We start from the raw sequence: 16,096 nt of genomic DNA on the forward strand, positions 1-16,096 counted from the left end.
CCCGGCCACCGCTCTCCCCGCTCAACCACAACCCCTCCCCTCGCCGCACACGCCCGCGCAACCCGCAGCCGCATTCGCCCGGCCGCGGCCCTTCCGCGGCCCTCGCGTTGCCTCGCTTGCCCAGCCACTGCTCTCCCACCGAGCTACCTCAGCCACCGCCGTACTTGCCCGGCCTCCCGCTCCGCCGCCCCGAGCCTCCGCCGCATCGCACGGTCAACGCCTTTCCCCCTCAGCCACGACTCCCCTCGCCGAGGCTGCCGTCCTCCCTCGCAACAGCCCCATCGCACGCCCAGCCCGCACTCTCAGCGGCACCCCGCATCCACGAGATTTCCTCGGCTCCCGGCGGCGGCACAGCTTCACCGCCCGCCCCGCTTCCCCGTCGCGAAGGGCGAAATCCTCCCAAATCCGTCACCCTCGGTGATTCGTGCTGTGATCCGTCGGGCATCGCCCCGCGAAGCCACCCGCTCGGGCTAAGGTCTCCTCCGGAACCGAGGGGGTCCGTCACCGATGTCGTTCGTTTCGCCGCTGTTCTTGTGGTACTTCATGCCCGCGGTGCTGATCGCGGTCCTGGTGTGCCCGCGCAGCTGGCGCAACAGCATCGTCGCGGTCGCGAGCCTGCTGTTCTACACGATCGGTGCCGGTCCATACCTGTTCCTGCTGCTGCTCTGCATGGCGGTGAACTTTCTGGCCGGACCGGCGCTGGAGCCGAGTCCGTGGGACGTCCGCGGCACGCGCCGGAAGCGGATCCTGATCGGCGTCATCACGCTCGACGTCCTCGTGCTCGTCATCTGGAAGTACGCCGGTTTCGCGACGCAGCAGATCGCCGCCGTCGCGCACTGGTTCGGCGGCGACCTTGGCGTCGCGAACATCGTGGTGCCGATCGGCATTTCCTTCTACACCTTCCACCACATCTCGTACGTGGTGGACATCTACCGCGGCGAGCGGCACGCGCTGCGCAACCCGGTGTCGTTCGCCGCGTACATCGCGATGTTCCCGCAGCTGGTGGCGGGTCCCATCGTGCGCTACCGGGAGATCGCCGACCAGTTGCCGCAGCGGCGGTCGCACCGGCTGGACGACATCGCCGCGGGCTTCCCGAGGTTCGCGCTGGGCCTGTGCAAGAAGTCGATCATCGCCGACTCGCTCAGCCCGATGGTCGAAGCCTGCTTCTCGACCCCGGCCAACCAGATGACGTTCACGACGGCCTGGCTCGGCGCGATCGGCTACACCCTGCAGTTGTTCTTCGACTTCTCCGGCTACTCGGACATGGCGATCGGCCTCGGCCGCATGCTCGGCTTCCGGCTGCCGGAGAACTTCGCCCGCCCGTACTCGTCGGTGACGATCACGGAGTTCTGGCGCCGCTGGCACATGTCGCTGTCCCGCTGGTTCCGCGACTACGTCTACATCCCGCTGGGCGGCAACCGTTCAGGCGCCGGAAAGACATACCGGAACCTGTCGATCGTCTTCGTGCTGACGGGTTTCTGGCACGGCGCGCAATGGACGTTCCTGATCTGGGGCTGCTACCACGGCGCACTTCTGGTCATCGAACGCCGCTTCCACCTCGGCGACGCTCCTGCCGGCCCAATCGCCCGCATCGCCCGCCGAGTGCTGACCCTGATCCTCGTGGTGTTCGGCTGGGTCTTCTTCCGTTCCGCTGATCTTGGCCACGCGTTGTCGATGATCGGCCACATGCTGATCCCGGATTTCGGCGGCCTCGGCGACGTCGTGGAAAGCGCGTTGACGAACCAGCGGCTGGTGATCCTGCTGCTGGCGCTGATCGTGTTCGTCCTCCCAGCACATCCGGTGACCGGCCCGCTGCTGGAGTCGTCGCGGAGCCGCAGAGCGACCGCGCTGCGCATCGGGGTCATGACAGTGGGATTGGTTTATGCGGCGATCCTGGTGGCTACGGGGACGTTCAGCCCGTTCTTGTACTACCAGTTCTGATCGCGGAACAGCTTCATTCTGGTTGACGTCTCGGACAGGAGAACGTCAGGATTCCCGGATGGGATTGGCGGCCAGCCGCGACGGCGGAGAGCGGTTTCGCGACCAGCAGCTGTGGGCATGGGATTTCACCGCTGATAGGTGCTGGTTCGTTGCCCTCGTTGCGAGCGCTGCGCGAAAGTCGGCGTCGTACCAGGCACGCCGCCGACGGAGGAAATCCTGTTCGCCCCGAGGCGGCTAGTGTGCGGTCGTTGCGGCCACGCGCAGGATGCGCGAAACCGCGTTCAACTCGGGCCACCTCCGCCGGGGACCGCGTGTGACCCTTTCCTGCGGCGCCCGTTGTGGCTGCAAGCCGACTTCGACGAGCATGTGCTGTGGGCCTACAACAAACGACACCTGGACCACCTCGAAGCCTACGTCGTTGCTCGACTTCGGGAGCAGCAACTTCCTGTTCAGCAACCCCGCATGACTATGCTCGCCAGGCTTCCGGCCTGGCTGAAGGCCGCGAAGAACCGCGAACGGATCTTGTGCCGCATCGGCCGGATGCGCACGACTCTCCGGTCTTCGGCACCCGACGACCGATCCGTCGAGGGTAAGCTTCGCTCATCGCCCTGACGGAAGGCCCGGACCGATGACTGACCCGACCGAGCCACCAGATCTGGCTTCCACCCCGAATGTCATCCCGTACGTCGACCCGCACGACGGTCCTCGGCGATTGCTCACGATCGACATTTCCACGTATGTTTTCCACGCTGGCGCATACATCCCGTTCGCGGGAATCGACGGTCGGCAGTACGTCGTTTCCTGGGGTGCGGTGTCGTTCGAGATTCCCGCTGACCGCAACGTCCACGTCAGCGTGCACCTGCAGAGCAACGGCGGGGCCGGGTACACGCCGTCGCCGTTCGCATCGATTATTTTGTACCCGAATCCGTTGCCGCAACGCCTGGCGACCCAGTTCGCGCGAGGGGGCGTGGGAGCGCTCGTCCCGCTGCCATAAGCCCCCGAAGGGCCTGGCCCTGTTATCCCGGCATGCCCGGATCTGCCGGACAACCGCGGGTCCATGCGCCGGTGCTCGCGGGAGTGGTCCGGCTCAGCGAGATCACCGTGCCGCGAACCGAGGCCGCGACCGAGTTACGTGCATGCGCTGCCGACCGTGCCAAGTACGGCAGTGCTGTCCGGCGCAGCACCGCTCGCGACACGCGGTCTCCGCCCGGCCCGCTTCCTCGTGGTGCCTGCGGTTGTGCAAGCGGTAGTGGCGATTGCTTCGTTGTCGCGTTTGCTTTCGCGGCACGTGCTTGCCGTCGTGCAACTCCGGCGGGGATTGCCACGATCATCGCGGGGCTGCTGACGATCGTGATGCTGCTGCCCCGCTCGCCAAGCCTCTTCCGAGCGCACAACCTGTCGAAGCGGGCTACGGTCCAGCGACCTGGGCAGCCCCTGGCGCGCCATTCACGCCGCCGGGATACGCCGGGCAAGTTCCGCAAGCGGGTGTGCGACACAGCCTGGCGCGGCATACCTGGGACAGTCCGGGTTTTCGCCGCAGCCCGGTGTTTCCGCGCGGCCCGGGTATCCGCCGCAGCCGGGCCTTCCCGCGCAGCCCGGGCATCCACCGCAGCCGGGCCTTCCCGCGCAGCCCGGGCATCCACCGCAGCCGGGCGCTCCCGGGCATCCACCGCAACCCTGGTCCTCGACCCAGCCTGGGCACCCGGCGCAATCCGGGACGGTGAATCCCGCGCCGCAGAACGGCTACCCGCCTCAAGAGTCCCCACCGCAGCCTAGATACCCGCCACAGCGCGGGTATCCGCCAGGCCAGGGCGGCCAGCAAGGCGGGCCGCCACCCTCCCTGATCAGGTCATCGCTGGCCGTATCCCTTCAGCTTCTCCACTACCAGCTCGATTTCCGCTGGCGGCAACAGAGCCGGAGGACCGGCGGAGCGGGCCAGCAGCCACACCTGGCAGACCCATTCCAATTGCTGAGCCCGGCTGAACGCACTCGCCAACGAGTCGCCATAGGTGATCGTGCCGTGGTTGGCCAGGAGGCAGCCTCGGCGATCGTCCAGGGCTTGCAGCATCGCGTCGGCAAGCTCGGTGGTGCCGTAGGTCGCGTACGGGGCTACTCGGGCCGTGGGACCGATTGCCGCGAGCATGTAGTGGATCGGCGGGACTTCGGTGACCAAAGTGGACACTGCGGTGGCGTGCACCGAATGCGTGTGCACGACCGCGTTCACCGGGGCGGATTCGGGGTCACTGGCCCTGGTGTACACGGCCAGGTGCATCGGGAGTTCACTCGTCGGCTTCAACGCGCCGTCGGCGGTCTTGCCGCCGAGGTCCACCACGGGGATGTCGGCGGGAGTGAGGGCTGCGTAGTCAACACCGGTCGGGGTTACCGCGACCAAGTCGCCAGCCCGCGCCGACACGTTGCCTGACGTGCCGACGACCAAACCGTCCGCGGTCAGGCGGCGGGCGTACTCGCATACTGCGGCACGCTCGTTCTCCAGGATCATTCACAGCCTCCACAATCCGCGCGCGGCAGACAGGGAAGCCTGGTAGTCGGCGTAACCGCGCTCGTAGTCAGCCACATTCTCGGGCCGGGCCTCGACCATTCGCGAGTTCGCTGCCCAGCGATCCCGATCGTAGGGCGTTCCCAGCGCGTCCGCGGCGGTGAGCACGGCACCGCGCGCGCCGACGCCGGGATCGCTCGGGATCACGACCGGACGGCCGAGCACATCGGCGAAAATCTGTAGCCATTCGGGCGAACGGACTCCTCCGCCGCAGGCGTAGAGCTGTCCCGACAGACCGGCTGCGTCAAAGCAATGCCGTGCGGCGTAAGCGATCGACTCGCACAGCGCCCGGACCAGGTCTGCCCGGCCGGTTTCCAGGCTCAGCCCGGAGAACTGTGCGCGCGCTCCGGCGTCGACGAACGGCGCGCGTTCGCCCGATACTGACAGGAACGGCAATGCGCGCTCCCCGCGCGCGCCCGGCCTGCTGCTCGCGAGCAGCGGGTCGATTTCCTCGACGCTGATGCCCAGCAACTCGCAGGCCCAATCGATCCCTGCCGTGCCGACCATCGCGGGCATCGCGTGCAGGTACTCGTGCTCGTCGGGCGTGCACAGGAACATGCCCGCGGGTTCCGCTTCTGGATCGAACACCGGGTCGGCGGTAAGCACCTGGCAGGCGAGCGTGGTCCCGGCGGTGAGGATGCCGTCGCCCGGTTTCCGTACGCCAGCGCCGATGGCACTGGCCGGCAGGTCGAACGGTCCTGCGGTGACGGGCAATCCGACCGGCAATCCGAGCAATTCGGCACCGCGCCGATCGAGCCGGAACACGGACTTCGCCGGAGCTGGTTTTGCGAACAGCGACCGGCGGTGCCCCAGCCCGCAGGCCTCGATCGCACCGTCGTCGTAGCTGCGCGTGGCCGGGTTCAGGAACGGCAGCGACGCGTCCGAAACATCGACCGTGATCTCGCCGGTGAGCCGTTGCAACACCGCATCGACGCAGTATCCGGCCACCGCGGCACGGTCGAGCACCTCGGGTTCATGAGTGTCCAAATAGGACATTACGGCCGCGGTGCAGCCGGGGAACATGCCGGAACCGGTACGGCGGAAGACTTCCGCCGCCACGCCGTCGACCTGCCATTTCGCGAGCACCGTGTTCGCCCGGCCGTCGAGCCACGAGATGGCCGGGTGCACCGCGGTGCCCGCTTCGTCGCGGAGCCAGAGCCCGTCGCCCTGTCCGGTCAACGCCAACGCGGACACCGGCTCGGGCAGCGCGGCCGCGACCTCGCGCACCACCGTCGCGACAGTGCCGACGACCTGGTCGAGATCCTGCTCGACCCGTCCGCCGGGCAGGTGGTGCACTTCGGACGGCGTGCACGCGCTCGCAATGGAGCTGCCGTCCTCGTCGAACACCACGGCCTTGGTGAGCGACGTCCCGATGTCGACCCCGACAATCACGGCCGTCGCTCCAGCACCTCGGGATTCGCGAGGTTGGCCAGCTGCTCGCCGCGGGCGTACCGGCCGACTTCCGCGGCGACGATCGCGGCCGCTCGCTCGGCGGTCTGCCTGCTCGCGCCGGCGAGATGCGGAGTCGCGATCACGTTGGGCGCGTCGCGCAGCGCCCAGTCCGCTGGCGGCGGTTCGACGTCGTAAACGTCGAGGGCGAGCGCACCGAGCCGACCGGACCGCAGGGCGTCGGGAAGCGGCGCGTAGTCGAGCAGGCCACCGCGAGCGGTGTTCACGAGGACCGCGCCCTCCGGCAGCAGGTCGAGTTTGCTCGCGTTGATGAGGTGCCGGGTCTCCTCGGTGAGCCGCGCGTGGAGACTCACGACGCGGCTCTGCCGGAGCAGCTCGTCAAGCTCGACAAGCTGTGCGCCATCGGCCGCTACCGCGGCCCGGTCCGCGTAGGGGTCAGCCACCAGGACGTTCGCCCCGAAGGCGACGAGCACCTTGGTGACCCGGGACCCGATCGCGCCGTACCCGACGAGCCCGACCGTGGTGCCGCCCAGCTCCAGTCCGGCCTGGTCGTAGGCGTAGTAGTCACCGCGCCAGGTGCCGGCGAGCAGTTCGGCCGAGGAGGTCGAGATCCGCCGCATCGCGGCGAGGATCATGCCGACCGCGAACTCGGCCGCCGCGCCCGCGTTGCGTCCCGGCGCGTACGTGACGGCGACTCCAGCCTCGGTGGCGGCGGCGAGGTCGACATTCACCGGCCCGCCGCGGCACACCGACACGAGCTTGAGCGCCGGCGCGGCAGCGAAGACCTTCTTGGTGAACGGGGCCATCTGCGTGACAACAGCCTCGGCACCGGCGAGTGCCTCGATCACCTGGTCTTCGGTACCGCTGGCTTCCAGCACGTTGCCGACCGGCCCGAACGGCTCGACCGGCCACGGCAGCGTCAGCTCGGCGACCTCATGGCCGCCGCCGAGTTCCGCGCGGACGGCTCCGGCCAGCAGGCCGGGGCTGACGAAGTGGTCTCCCGCAGCGAGAATGTGCAACTCTGCTCCCTCACTCGCTCTGTGCCGATTGTGCGTCACGACGGACGCCTTGGTCAGTGGGCGTTCTCGTATTCGGTGATGTGCGCGACCTTGGTCGCGCTGGCCGACGCCGGATCGAAGCGGTACCCGACCCATTCGGCCACGATCTTCTTCGCCACTTCAGGGCCGATCGCCCGCGCTCCGAAGGTGATCACCTGGCAGTCGTTCGATTTGATCGACCGCTCGGCGGAGTACGAATCGTGCGCCACCGTCGCCCGCACGCCAGGCACCTTGTTCGCCGAGATCGCCATGCCGATGCCGGTGCCGCACACCAGGACGCCGCGGTCTGCCTCACCGCGAGCGATGGCTTCCGCGGCGGCAAGTCCCAGCAACGGGTACGCCCGATCGTCCGCCGCGTCCGGCACGCCGAGGTCGGTCACCTCGGTGACTCGTTCGTCGGCCTGCAGCAGGTCGCGCAACTGATTCTTCAGTTCGACCCCGGCGTTGTCCGCCGCCACCACGATGCGCATCAGTCCGCGCTCCTTTCCAGCTCCTCGCCGACAGCCGTGACCAGCAGCGAGAACGACACCGCACCCGGGTCCGAATGACCCTCGCTCCGTTGCGCGAGCCGCGCCGCGCGTCCCTTCGCCGGACGCAAGTGCGCGGTCTCCCGCGCGCCTACGACCGCGGCTCCAGCGGCTTTCCGCCAGGCTTGCACTACTTCCGAACCCGCCTGCTCCCGCAGCGTGGCCCGGAACGGCTCGATCGCGTCGAGCATTGTCTTCTCGCCCAGTTCGGCCTTGCCCAGCTCACAGAACGCGCGAACCGCACCGTCGACGGCGTCGGCGAGCATCGCCGTGGTGATGTCCCCGGCTTCGGCACCGGTCAGACCGGCACCGGTCTCCGCCAGCAGCACGCCGTACAACGCACCCGAGGCACCGCCAGCCGCATCGGCGAACGCCGTACCGGCGGCCAGCAGCGCACCGGAAACCGTGTCCGGTTCGCGCCGCGCGGCAGCGACGGCGGCGCGCATCCCGCGGGTCATGCCGAGCCCGTGGTCTCCGTCCGCGGCCACCGCGTCAAGCCTGCCCAGCTCCGCTTCGTTTTCTTCGATGCTGCGCAAAGCCGCAGTGAGAACCCGGTCGACCACGCTGGTCCCCGGAGCCTCCGCGGTCAGCAGTTCGTCCACTGTGGACTCAAGGTCGACCGTGCCCAGCTCGGCGCCGCTGGTGCGGTAGCCCGGGGTGTCGCACGGCGCGGTGTACAGCTCGGCCAATTCGTCGTCCAGCACCAGGATCGACAGCGAAACCCCGGCCATGTCGAGCGAGGTGACGAACTCGCCGACCTCGGAATGCACCGGGCTGAGCCCGGCCTGGGCGAGCCGTTCGTGCACGCGGGTGTAAGTGACGAACATTTCCTCGTATTTGGTGCGGCCGAGCCCGTTCACCAGCACGACCACGCGGCCGTCCCCGTCCGGCAGCTCCGGCAGGAGACCGTCAACCAGTTCGTCCGCCAGCTCCGCCGCGGACAGCCGACCCACCGTGCGCACGCCCGGTTCACCGTGGATTCCGAGGCCCAGCTCCATTTCCTGGTCCGCGACCGTGAACAGCGGCGCGTCCGCCCCGGGCAGCGTGCAACCGCCGAACGCGACGCCGAACGTCCGTGTGCGAGCGTTCGCCTTCGCCGCGACCTCGTACACCGCGTCGAGGCGGTAGCCTCGCTCCGCCGCCGCACCGGCGATCTTGAAGACCAGGAAATCGCCTGCCACGCCGCGACGTCGTTNGTCGTTCCGGTTCGGTCGCCGGGCCGCTCGCGATGTCGTCGGTGACCAGGATGGTGCGGCTCGGGATGCCCTCCGCCGCCAGCCTGCGCGCGGCGAGTCCGAAGTGGAGCACGTCGCCCTGGTAATTGCCGAAGCCGAAGAGCACACCAGCACCGTTGTCCGCCGCCCGAGCCGTGCGGTAGACCTGCTCGGCACTCGGGCTCGTGAACACGTCTCCGACGACCGCGCCGTCGGCCAGGCCAGGGCCGACGAGACCCGCGAACGCCGGGTAGTGACCGCATCCACCGCCGATCACGACCGCGACCTTCGAACTCGCCGGAGCCTCGCGGCGGACGACCCCGTAGGCATCCGGCACCTTCTGGACCGTGCGGCCGTACGCGGTGACGAACCCGTCCAGCCACTGCCGCTTGAACGTGTCCGGGGAACCCAAGGTGGTCATGGTTCAGTCCCTCGCGGCCACCGGCTCGCCGGCCAAGTAGGCCAGGAGCTTCAGCCGGACGTCGTCATTGCTCTCGGCCACCGCGCTGGCCAGCTCCAGCGCGTCCGGCTTCGGCGGGTATGTCGGGTTGGGCAGGGCGATCACGGTGAGCCCGGCCGCGGCCGCCGCCCGGATGCCGTTGCTAGAGTCCTCGACCCCGAGGCATTCGCTGCCCGATTTGCCGAGCCGGGCCGCCGCCTCCAGATAGACGTCCGGGTTCGGCTTGCCCCGCGCGACCTCGGCACTGGACACCGTCGCGGTGAACTCGCCGGCGAGCTGGTGCTTTTCGAGCACCGCGTCGATCACCCGGCGGGCCGCCGACGACGCGAGCGCGACCGGGACCCGCTCGCTGACCTCACGCACCATCGCGCCCGCGCCCGGAAGCAACGGCGCTTCGCCCGCGTCGATCGAGGCGATCATGCCGTCGACCACCGCGCGTTCCACCTCGTCCGCCCGGTCCGGCACCCCGCACCGGCGAGCGAGATAGCCTGCCCATTCGGGCGCGCTCATGCCCTGCACCGAGGCCGTGTCCTCCGCAGTCCACTCGACCTGGTGCCGAGCGGCGAAAGCGACCCAGTTCTCCTCCCAGAGGTGTTCACTTTCCACCAGGACACCGTCGAGGTCGAACACCACCGCGTCGAGAGTCATCCACCAGATCCCTTCAGAGACGAGCCCGTTTCACACGAGCAATGTTAAGTTAACAGCGACAATGAGAAGTTCGCAAGGGTGTTCACACAAGGAGGGCACGAGTGGGCGCACGGCTGCTGCTGGCCAGGCACGGGCAGACCGAATGGCACGCGGAGAACCGCTACGCGGGCACCAGCGAGGTAGCGCTGACCAAAGAGGGGATCCGCCAGGCGGACGCGCTGGCCGCGTACGCCCGCCGGGTGAAACCGGACGCGCTGTTCTGCTCGCCGCAACAACGTGCCCGGCGCACGATCGAACCGGCGGCCGAGGCGCTGGATCTGGTCCCGGAAATCGTCACTGACCTGCGGGAGACCTATTTCGGCATCGCTGAGGGCCGCACCCACGACGAGGTGCGCGAGACCGATCCCGACGCGGTCGAACGTTTCCTCGCCGATCCGATCGCCGGCGCCTTTCCCGACGCCGACGATCCGGCCGGGGCGGCTGAACGCGGGGCTCGCGCGCTCCGCGCGATTGCCGCCGCGACCAGCGGAACCGCGCTGGTCGTCGCGCACAACACGCTGCTGCGGCTCACGCTCTGTCAGCTGCTCGGCATCCCGCTGTGCCGCTACCGCGGCGTGTTCCCCCGCCTGGACAACGCGGCCGTCACCGAACTGGAGGTGAGTGGTGACCGAACTGCCCTGGTGCGCTTCAACCTTCCAGTGGAACCGCGATAATCACGGCATGTCGAGCGAAAAGCCTGCCGCACACCCCCGCGAGAATCGTCAGCAGAAGCTGACCGAGCACGTGTTCCGGCAGGGTTCGGCGACCATCGGCGAGCTCGTCGACCTGCTCGGCGTCAGCATGATGACAGTGCACCGGGACATCGACGAACTGTCCCGGCGCGGCCTGGTCCGGAAGTACCGCGGCGGGGTCTCGGCGATGCCGTCGACGGTGTTCGAGAGCAACGCCGAATACCGGATGAACGCGCACGTCGACGCCAAACGGGTGATCGCGATGCACGCGGTGGAGCAGGTCGAGCCGGGCATGTCGGTGCTGCTCGACGATTCCACCAGCGCCCTCGCGCTGGCCAGGCTCCTGGTCGAGGTGACGCCGCTGACTGTGGCCACGAACTACCTCGCCGCGATCGACGTGCTCAAGAACGTGCACGAACTGCGGCTGATCTGCATCGGCGGCGACTACTCGCCCACCCACGATTCGTTCCTCGGCATGCAGAGCATCGAGTCGATCGAGCGGCTCTCGGTGGACATCGCGTTCGTGTCCACCTCGGCGATGAGCACGTCGATGAGCTTCCACCAGGAACCCGAGATCGTGATGATCAAACGGGCCATGCTGGCCGCGGCACGGCACAAGGTGCTGCTGATGGACCACAGCAAGATGAAGCGCACGGCGCTGCATCGGCTCGCGGCGCTGGACGACTACGACCTGCTGATCGTGGACGAGGGCGCCGATCCGCACTATGTCGACGAGATGCGCAGCCGGGTCGAAGTGCAGGTCGCCGAAGATCCCGAGAACTGATCGACTTAATAACGCTCTTGCGTGCGAAGTTCACACAGTCCATGATACGTTGGATCTCGACGTCATGGAGGCGTGTATGAACGAGTCGGCAACAGCGGAGTTGCCCAGGTCGGGCTTCGGGCGCTTGCTCACGAAATGGGGGCTGCCCGCGCCCCTGTTCCTCGGGTATGTCGGACTGCTCCTGTTCATGATCGGCGACGGAGTGGAGTCCGGTTTCATCGCGCCGTACATGGCGGACAACGGCGCGGGCACGGAAATCAAGGCGTCGTACGTGATCACCGTGTACGGCGTCGCGGTGATGCTGGCGTCCTGGCTGTCGGGTGCGCTGTCCGAACTGTGGGGCCCGCGCCGGGTGATGGTCATCGGCCTGGTCATCTGGCTGGTGTTCGACGCGCTGTTCCTGACGATCGGCCTCGCCGGCGGGAACTACACGGCGATGCTGATCTGCTACGGCATCCGCGGATTCGGCTACCCGATGTTCGCGTTCGGGTTCCTGGTGTGGATCACCGCGGTGGCCCCGGTCGCCCGGCTCGGCGCGGCGGTCGGCTGGTTCTACTTCGCCTTTACCGGCGGCCTGCCCACGCTCGGCGCGCTCGTCGCGAGCTTCACCAATCCCCTGTTCGGCCACTACGGCACGCTGTGGGTCGCGGTCGTGCTGCTCGGCATCGGCGGGCTCGTGGCGGTGTTCGGCGTCCGGCAGCGCACGGGGTACCGCAGGCTCGCGCCACCGGACGTGAAACCGGTGCAGAGCCTGGTTTCCAGCGTCTCGATCGCATGGAAGAAGCCGCGGGTCGGCGTCGGCATGATCGTGCGGGTCATCAACACCGCGCCGGAATTCGGCATGCTCGTGTTCTTCCCGACGATCTTCATCTCCCAGATCGGGTTCGGGGAAAGCCGCTGGCTCCTGCTCGTGTCGGTGATCTACGGGACGAACATCTTCTTCAACCTGATCTTCGGCGTACTGAGCGACCGGATCGGCTGGCGCACCACGATTTTCTGGTTCGGCGCGATCGGCTGCGCGATCTCGATCCTGCTGCTGTACTTCGTGCCAGTCGCGATGGGCTCGCAGTACTACTGGCTCGCGCTGATCGTCGGCGCGCTCTACGGTGCGACGCTCGCCGGGTTCGTGCCGATCTCCGCGCTGCTGCCGTCACTGGCCCCGGAGCACAAGGGCGGCGCGATGGCTCTGCTGAACCTCGGCGCGGGCGCGGCGGCGTTCGTCGGACCGGCGATCGTGTCGCTGTTCCTCGGGCCGGCCGGTGCCGCCGGAGTCGTCATCATCTTCGCCGCGCTGTACCTGGTGGCCGCGGTGCTGGTGCGCTTCCTGAAGCTGCCTGAGGAAACCGAGAAAGCACTCGCGAACGACGGCAGTTTGCAAGATGTCGAAGAGAGGGTCAGCACGGCGTGAACGAGCAGGTCTCGGTCGGCATCGACGTCGCCACCGCGGGGGTTCGCGCCTTCGCGGTGCGCGGCGGCTCGGTCCTTGCCACCGCATCGGCGTCGCTGCCGGCGCCGGTGCGCGCGGGCGGTGGCCGCAGCGAACAGGATCCGTCGGCATGGTGGCCCGCGGTCGGTTCGGTGCTGAACGGGGTCACTGCCGCGCTGCCTGGACGCGGCACGGAAGTCTCGGCGGTGGCGATCGCGGCTACGTCCGGAACGATCGTCGGAGTCGATGCCGCAGGCGAACCGGTGACGCCCGCGTTGATGTACGACGACCGGCGCGGAGCGGATTACAACGCTAAAGCCGTCGAACTCGGGGCCAGACGATGGCGGAAACTGGGCTCGGGCGTCTCGCCGACCGCGGCACTCGGCCGGATCGCCTGGCTGGCCGAGCACACCGAGGCGGTCGCCGTCCGGCACACGCCGGAGATGATCGCGGCGAAACTGACCGGACATCCGGTCGCGGCGGATTGGTCGCACGCGCTCAAAAGCGGGTACGACCCGCTGGCTGAGGAATGGCCGACCGAGGTATTCGCCGGATTGGGCGTGCCGGACGGGATGCTGCCGCCGGTGGTCGCGCCGACGAGCGTGCTCGGCGAGATTTCGGTGCCAGTCGCCGGATTGCCTGCCGGATGTCTCGTGGTGGCGGGCATGACGGACGGATGCGCGGGACAGCTGGCCGCGGGTGCGGTCGAACCGGGGCGGTTCGTAGGGATTCTCGGGACCACGTATGTCCTGAAGGGCGTCACGGAAACGCTGGTGCCGGATCCCACTGGAGTCATGTACAGCCATCGGCATCCAGACGGTTGGTGGTTGCCGGGCGGCGCGGCGAACACCGGTGGCGAGTCCGTTTCGGACAGTCTGCGGCTGGCCGAACTGGACGCCGCCGCCGCTGCTCGCGGTCCGGCCGAGGTAGTGGCGTTCCCGTTGCGGCGCAAGGGAGAACGTTTTCCGTTCGCCCACGGCGACGCAGAGGGCTTCGTCCTTGGCAGCCCAGTCGACGAGGTCGAGCTGCATCGGGCTCGGCTGGAAGGAGTCGCCTTCCTGGAGCGACTCGCCCTGGACCATTTGCGGCGTCTGGGGGTTCCGATCCGTGAACCGCTCCTGGCGGCGGGCGGTGGCAGCAAGAGTCCTTTGTGGACGCAGATCCGGGCGACGGTGAACGGGCTCGGGTTACAAGTCGCAGCACAGGCGGAAACGGGATACGGCGCGGCACTCCTCGCGGCGGCGGGGTGCACGTCGGGTGGTCTGCGTGCGGCGTGCAAGGGAATGCCGGTGGGGTCGTTGGTTGAGCCCTCGTCGGGCGAGTCAGCGGCGATGTTGGCTTCGTACCAACGGTTTTGCCGCGAGTTGCGAGCTCGCGGCTGGATTGACGACGAGCTGTTCACCGTGGCGGCGGGGTGATGCGACTGGGGATCTTGATGTTGCTCGGGCCAGGCCTGGATGGGGCGGAACCGTGGTGGCCATGCGCGAACTGCGGGACAGCGGTGCAGGCCAACGGAGCCCCGCGCGCCCGGAGTCGTGCGGAATCCGATCAGGCTGGCCACCAGCGAGTCCCGCAAGCCGGAAACCCGTACGTCACCAGCGAACTAGCCAAGCCGCCTGCAAGCCAGCAGCAGCCTTGCAGGCCGAAGGTGACTTCCTCAGGTCACTCGCGGCCTGGCTGGGTCAAGGCTTGCGGGGACAGCGGGGCTAGCTGGTTAGGAGCGACGCGCACGCCGACGACCAGGACAGCCGCCAACCGCCACCAAGCAGGGACAAACAGTCACGAGCGACCCGCACGCCGACGACCAGGACAGCCGCCAACCGCCACCGCCCAGGGACAAACAGTCACGAGCGACCCGCACGCGGGCGGCCGGGGCCGCGACCGTTGCCGTTGCTGCGAGGAGTCGGTGGTTCGGAGGATTTGGCCGTTTGCTGCGATCCTGCGGGTGACTGGGTGTCCGGGCGCGGCGTCGGCTGAGGCAAGGCGGGGGCGGACGAGCCCGTTGCCGGAGGGGCGTCGGCCGGCGAGGCAGTTGAGGGCTGGGAACGTGCGTCGGCCGACGAAGACGTCGAGGTCTGCGAAGGAGCGGCAGTCCCGGAAGGAGCATCAGCCGGCGACGGGGCGGAGGCTTGCGGACGGGCGGAAGTCGGCGAAGCGGCGTCCTCTTCCTGCGAGCCGAGGAAGCGCAACGCCTCCTGGACGGCCTCGTTGGTCGCGGCGATCCGATCGGCGACCTTGGTGCGCAGGTCCAGGGCCAGGGTACGCGATTCGGTGGCTTCGGTTTGCTTGTGGAGAGCGTCGGCGAGGGCAGTCTCTGCCTGTGNGCCTGTGCCTTCTTGATGGCGATCTCCTCCGACGCTCGACGGTCGGCCTCGGCTCGGGCTTGAGCGGCTGCTGCTTCGGCGGCGGCGTCGGTTTCGGCTCGGACGCGGGCGGATTCCTCGTCGGCGGCCTGGCGGGCGGCTTCGGCCGCGGCGTCGGCCTCGGCTCGGGCCTGGGCGGCGGCTTCGGCGGCTTCGGTGCGGGCGCGGAGGGCTTCGGCGTCCTTCTCGTCGCGGATGCGGCGAGCTTCGGCGTCGGCGGCCAGGCGGGCGTGCTGGGATTCGGCGTCTGCCTTGGCGCGGGCTTCGGCGGCTGCCTCGTCGGCCTGGGTACGAGCGGTCAGGGCGACCTGGTCGGCTTCGGCACGGGCCGCTGCGGAAGCCTGGTCTGCCTCGGCGCGGGCGCGGTCGGCGGCTTCGGTGCGGGACGCGATCTCGGCGTCAGCCGCGGCGGTGCGGGATGCGATATCGGCGTCGGCGGCGGCGGTGCGGGAGGTGATGTCCTCATTGGCCGCCGTAGTACGGGTGGCGATATCGGCGTCGGCGGCCGCGGTGCGCGTGGCGATGTCCTCTTCAGCCGCGGCTAGGCGGGCAGCGATCTCCGAGTCAGCCGCAGCTGTCCGGGTGGCGATGTCCTCATTGGCCGCCGCGGTGCGGGTGGAAATGTCCGCGTCGGCGGCCGCCGTGCGGGTGGCGATGTCCTCGTTGCCCGCCTTGAGCCGCGCTTCCAAGTCCGCCAGGCGGGTCGCGATCTCCTCATCCGCAGCGGCGGTACGGGTGGCGATGTCCGCTTCGGCGGCAGCAATCCGGGACTCCAGATCCGCTTGCCGCGCAGCAAGGTCCTTCTCCGCAGCCGCGACGCGGGCGTCCAGGGCCTCTGAGCGCGCGGCCAAATCGGCGTGGGTCTCCGCGAGCAAACGCTGGCGTTCCGCTTCCGCTTCTTTGGCCGCTTTGTCCGCTGCCCGTTGGGTTTCGTGGGCGTAGCGGTCCGCTTCGGCGCGGGTCGAGGTCGCGTCCGC

General features: G+C 68.8%; 12 protein-coding genes and 1 pseudogene. 6 read left to right on the forward strand and 7 right to left on the reverse strand.

Features of this window, described 5'->3' with window-relative positions; all coding sequences use genetic code 11:
• Positions 1 to 507 precede the first annotated feature (507 nt).
• Complete coding sequence (locus A4R44_RS05075) at positions 508 to 1,941, forward strand: MBOAT family protein (RefSeq protein WP_067576806.1); 1,434 nt, start codon at positions 508 to 510, stop codon at positions 1,939 to 1,941.
• Between the two features lie 628 nt (positions 1,942 to 2,569).
• The gene (locus tag A4R44_RS05080; protein WP_067576808.1) at positions 2,570 to 2,935 is read left to right on the forward strand and encodes a hypothetical protein; all 366 of its coding nucleotides are present in this window, start codon (positions 2,570 to 2,572) and stop codon (positions 2,933 to 2,935) included.
• Between the two features lie 855 nt (positions 2,936 to 3,790).
• On the opposite strand, the gene A4R44_RS05085 is transcribed toward A4R44_RS05080, so the two are convergent.
• From A4R44_RS05085 to A4R44_RS05110, 7 genes and pseudogenes are all read right to left on the reverse strand, one after another.
• On the reverse strand, positions 3,791 to 4,441 hold the full coding sequence (locus A4R44_RS05085; RefSeq protein WP_067576810.1) for a class II aldolase/adducin family protein: 651 nt from the start codon (positions 4,439 to 4,441) through the stop codon (positions 3,791 to 3,793).
• A complete protein-coding gene (locus A4R44_RS05090) occupies positions 4,442 to 5,890 on the reverse strand; it encodes an FGGY-family carbohydrate kinase (RefSeq protein ID WP_067576811.1) in 1,449 nt (482 codons plus the stop codon).
• Positions 5,887 to 6,927 carry a 2-hydroxyacid dehydrogenase gene (locus A4R44_RS05095; RefSeq protein WP_067576813.1) on the reverse strand — a complete coding sequence of 347 codons (1,041 nt, stop codon included), beginning with the start codon at positions 6,925 to 6,927 and terminating at the stop codon, positions 5,887 to 5,889. The genes A4R44_RS05090 and A4R44_RS05095 overlap by 4 nt, the downstream gene beginning before the upstream one ends.
• 53 nt (positions 6,928 to 6,980) lie before the next feature.
• Positions 6,981 to 7,436 carry a ribose-5-phosphate isomerase gene (locus A4R44_RS05100; protein ID WP_067576815.1) on the reverse strand — a complete coding sequence of 152 codons (456 nt, stop codon included), beginning with the start codon at positions 7,434 to 7,436 and terminating at the stop codon, positions 6,981 to 6,983.
• The gene (locus tag A4R44_RS52200) at positions 7,436 to 8,224 is read right to left on the reverse strand and encodes a DAK2 domain-containing protein (RefSeq protein ID WP_369805852.1); all 789 of its coding nucleotides are present in this window, start codon (positions 8,222 to 8,224) and stop codon (positions 7,436 to 7,438) included. Before A4R44_RS52200 ends, A4R44_RS05100 begins: the two co-directional genes overlap by 1 nt.
• Positions 8,207 to 9,128, reverse strand: a pseudogene (locus A4R44_RS52205) (dihydroxyacetone kinase subunit DhaK); the annotation flags it as partial. The gene A4R44_RS52200 and the pseudogene A4R44_RS52205, both read right to left, overlap by 18 nt.
• Before the next feature lie 3 nt (positions 9,129 to 9,131).
• Entirely contained in the window at positions 9,132 to 9,815 is a 684-nt protein-coding gene (locus A4R44_RS05110) for an HAD family phosphatase (protein WP_067576817.1), read from the reverse strand.
• 101 nt (positions 9,816 to 9,916) lie between these two features.
• Between A4R44_RS05110 and A4R44_RS05115 the strand changes: the two genes are divergently transcribed.
• From A4R44_RS05115 to A4R44_RS05130, 4 genes are all read left to right on the forward strand, one after another.
• Complete coding sequence (locus tag A4R44_RS05115; protein ID WP_067576819.1) at positions 9,917 to 10,528, forward strand: histidine phosphatase family protein; 612 nt, start codon at positions 9,917 to 9,919, stop codon at positions 10,526 to 10,528.
• A gap of 7 nt (positions 10,529 to 10,535) precedes the next feature.
• Positions 10,536 to 11,330 (forward strand): DeoR/GlpR family DNA-binding transcription regulator, encoded by a 795-nt coding sequence (locus tag A4R44_RS05120; protein WP_067576820.1) that lies wholly within the window; start codon positions 10,536 to 10,538, stop codon positions 11,328 to 11,330.
• 76 nt (positions 11,331 to 11,406) lie between these two features.
• Complete coding sequence (locus tag A4R44_RS05125; RefSeq protein ID WP_067576822.1) at positions 11,407 to 12,738, forward strand: MFS transporter; 1,332 nt, start codon at positions 11,407 to 11,409, stop codon at positions 12,736 to 12,738.
• The gene (locus tag A4R44_RS05130; protein WP_067576824.1) at positions 12,735 to 14,174 is read left to right on the forward strand and encodes an FGGY-family carbohydrate kinase; all 1,440 of its coding nucleotides are present in this window, start codon (positions 12,735 to 12,737) and stop codon (positions 14,172 to 14,174) included. Before A4R44_RS05125 ends, A4R44_RS05130 begins: the two co-directional genes overlap by 4 nt.
• Positions 14,175 to 16,096 lie beyond the last annotated feature (1,922 nt).

The organism is Amycolatopsis sp. M39, from assembly GCF_001651785.1.
Taxonomy (GTDB): domain Bacteria; phylum Actinomycetota; class Actinomycetes; order Mycobacteriales; family Pseudonocardiaceae; genus Amycolatopsis; species Amycolatopsis rubida.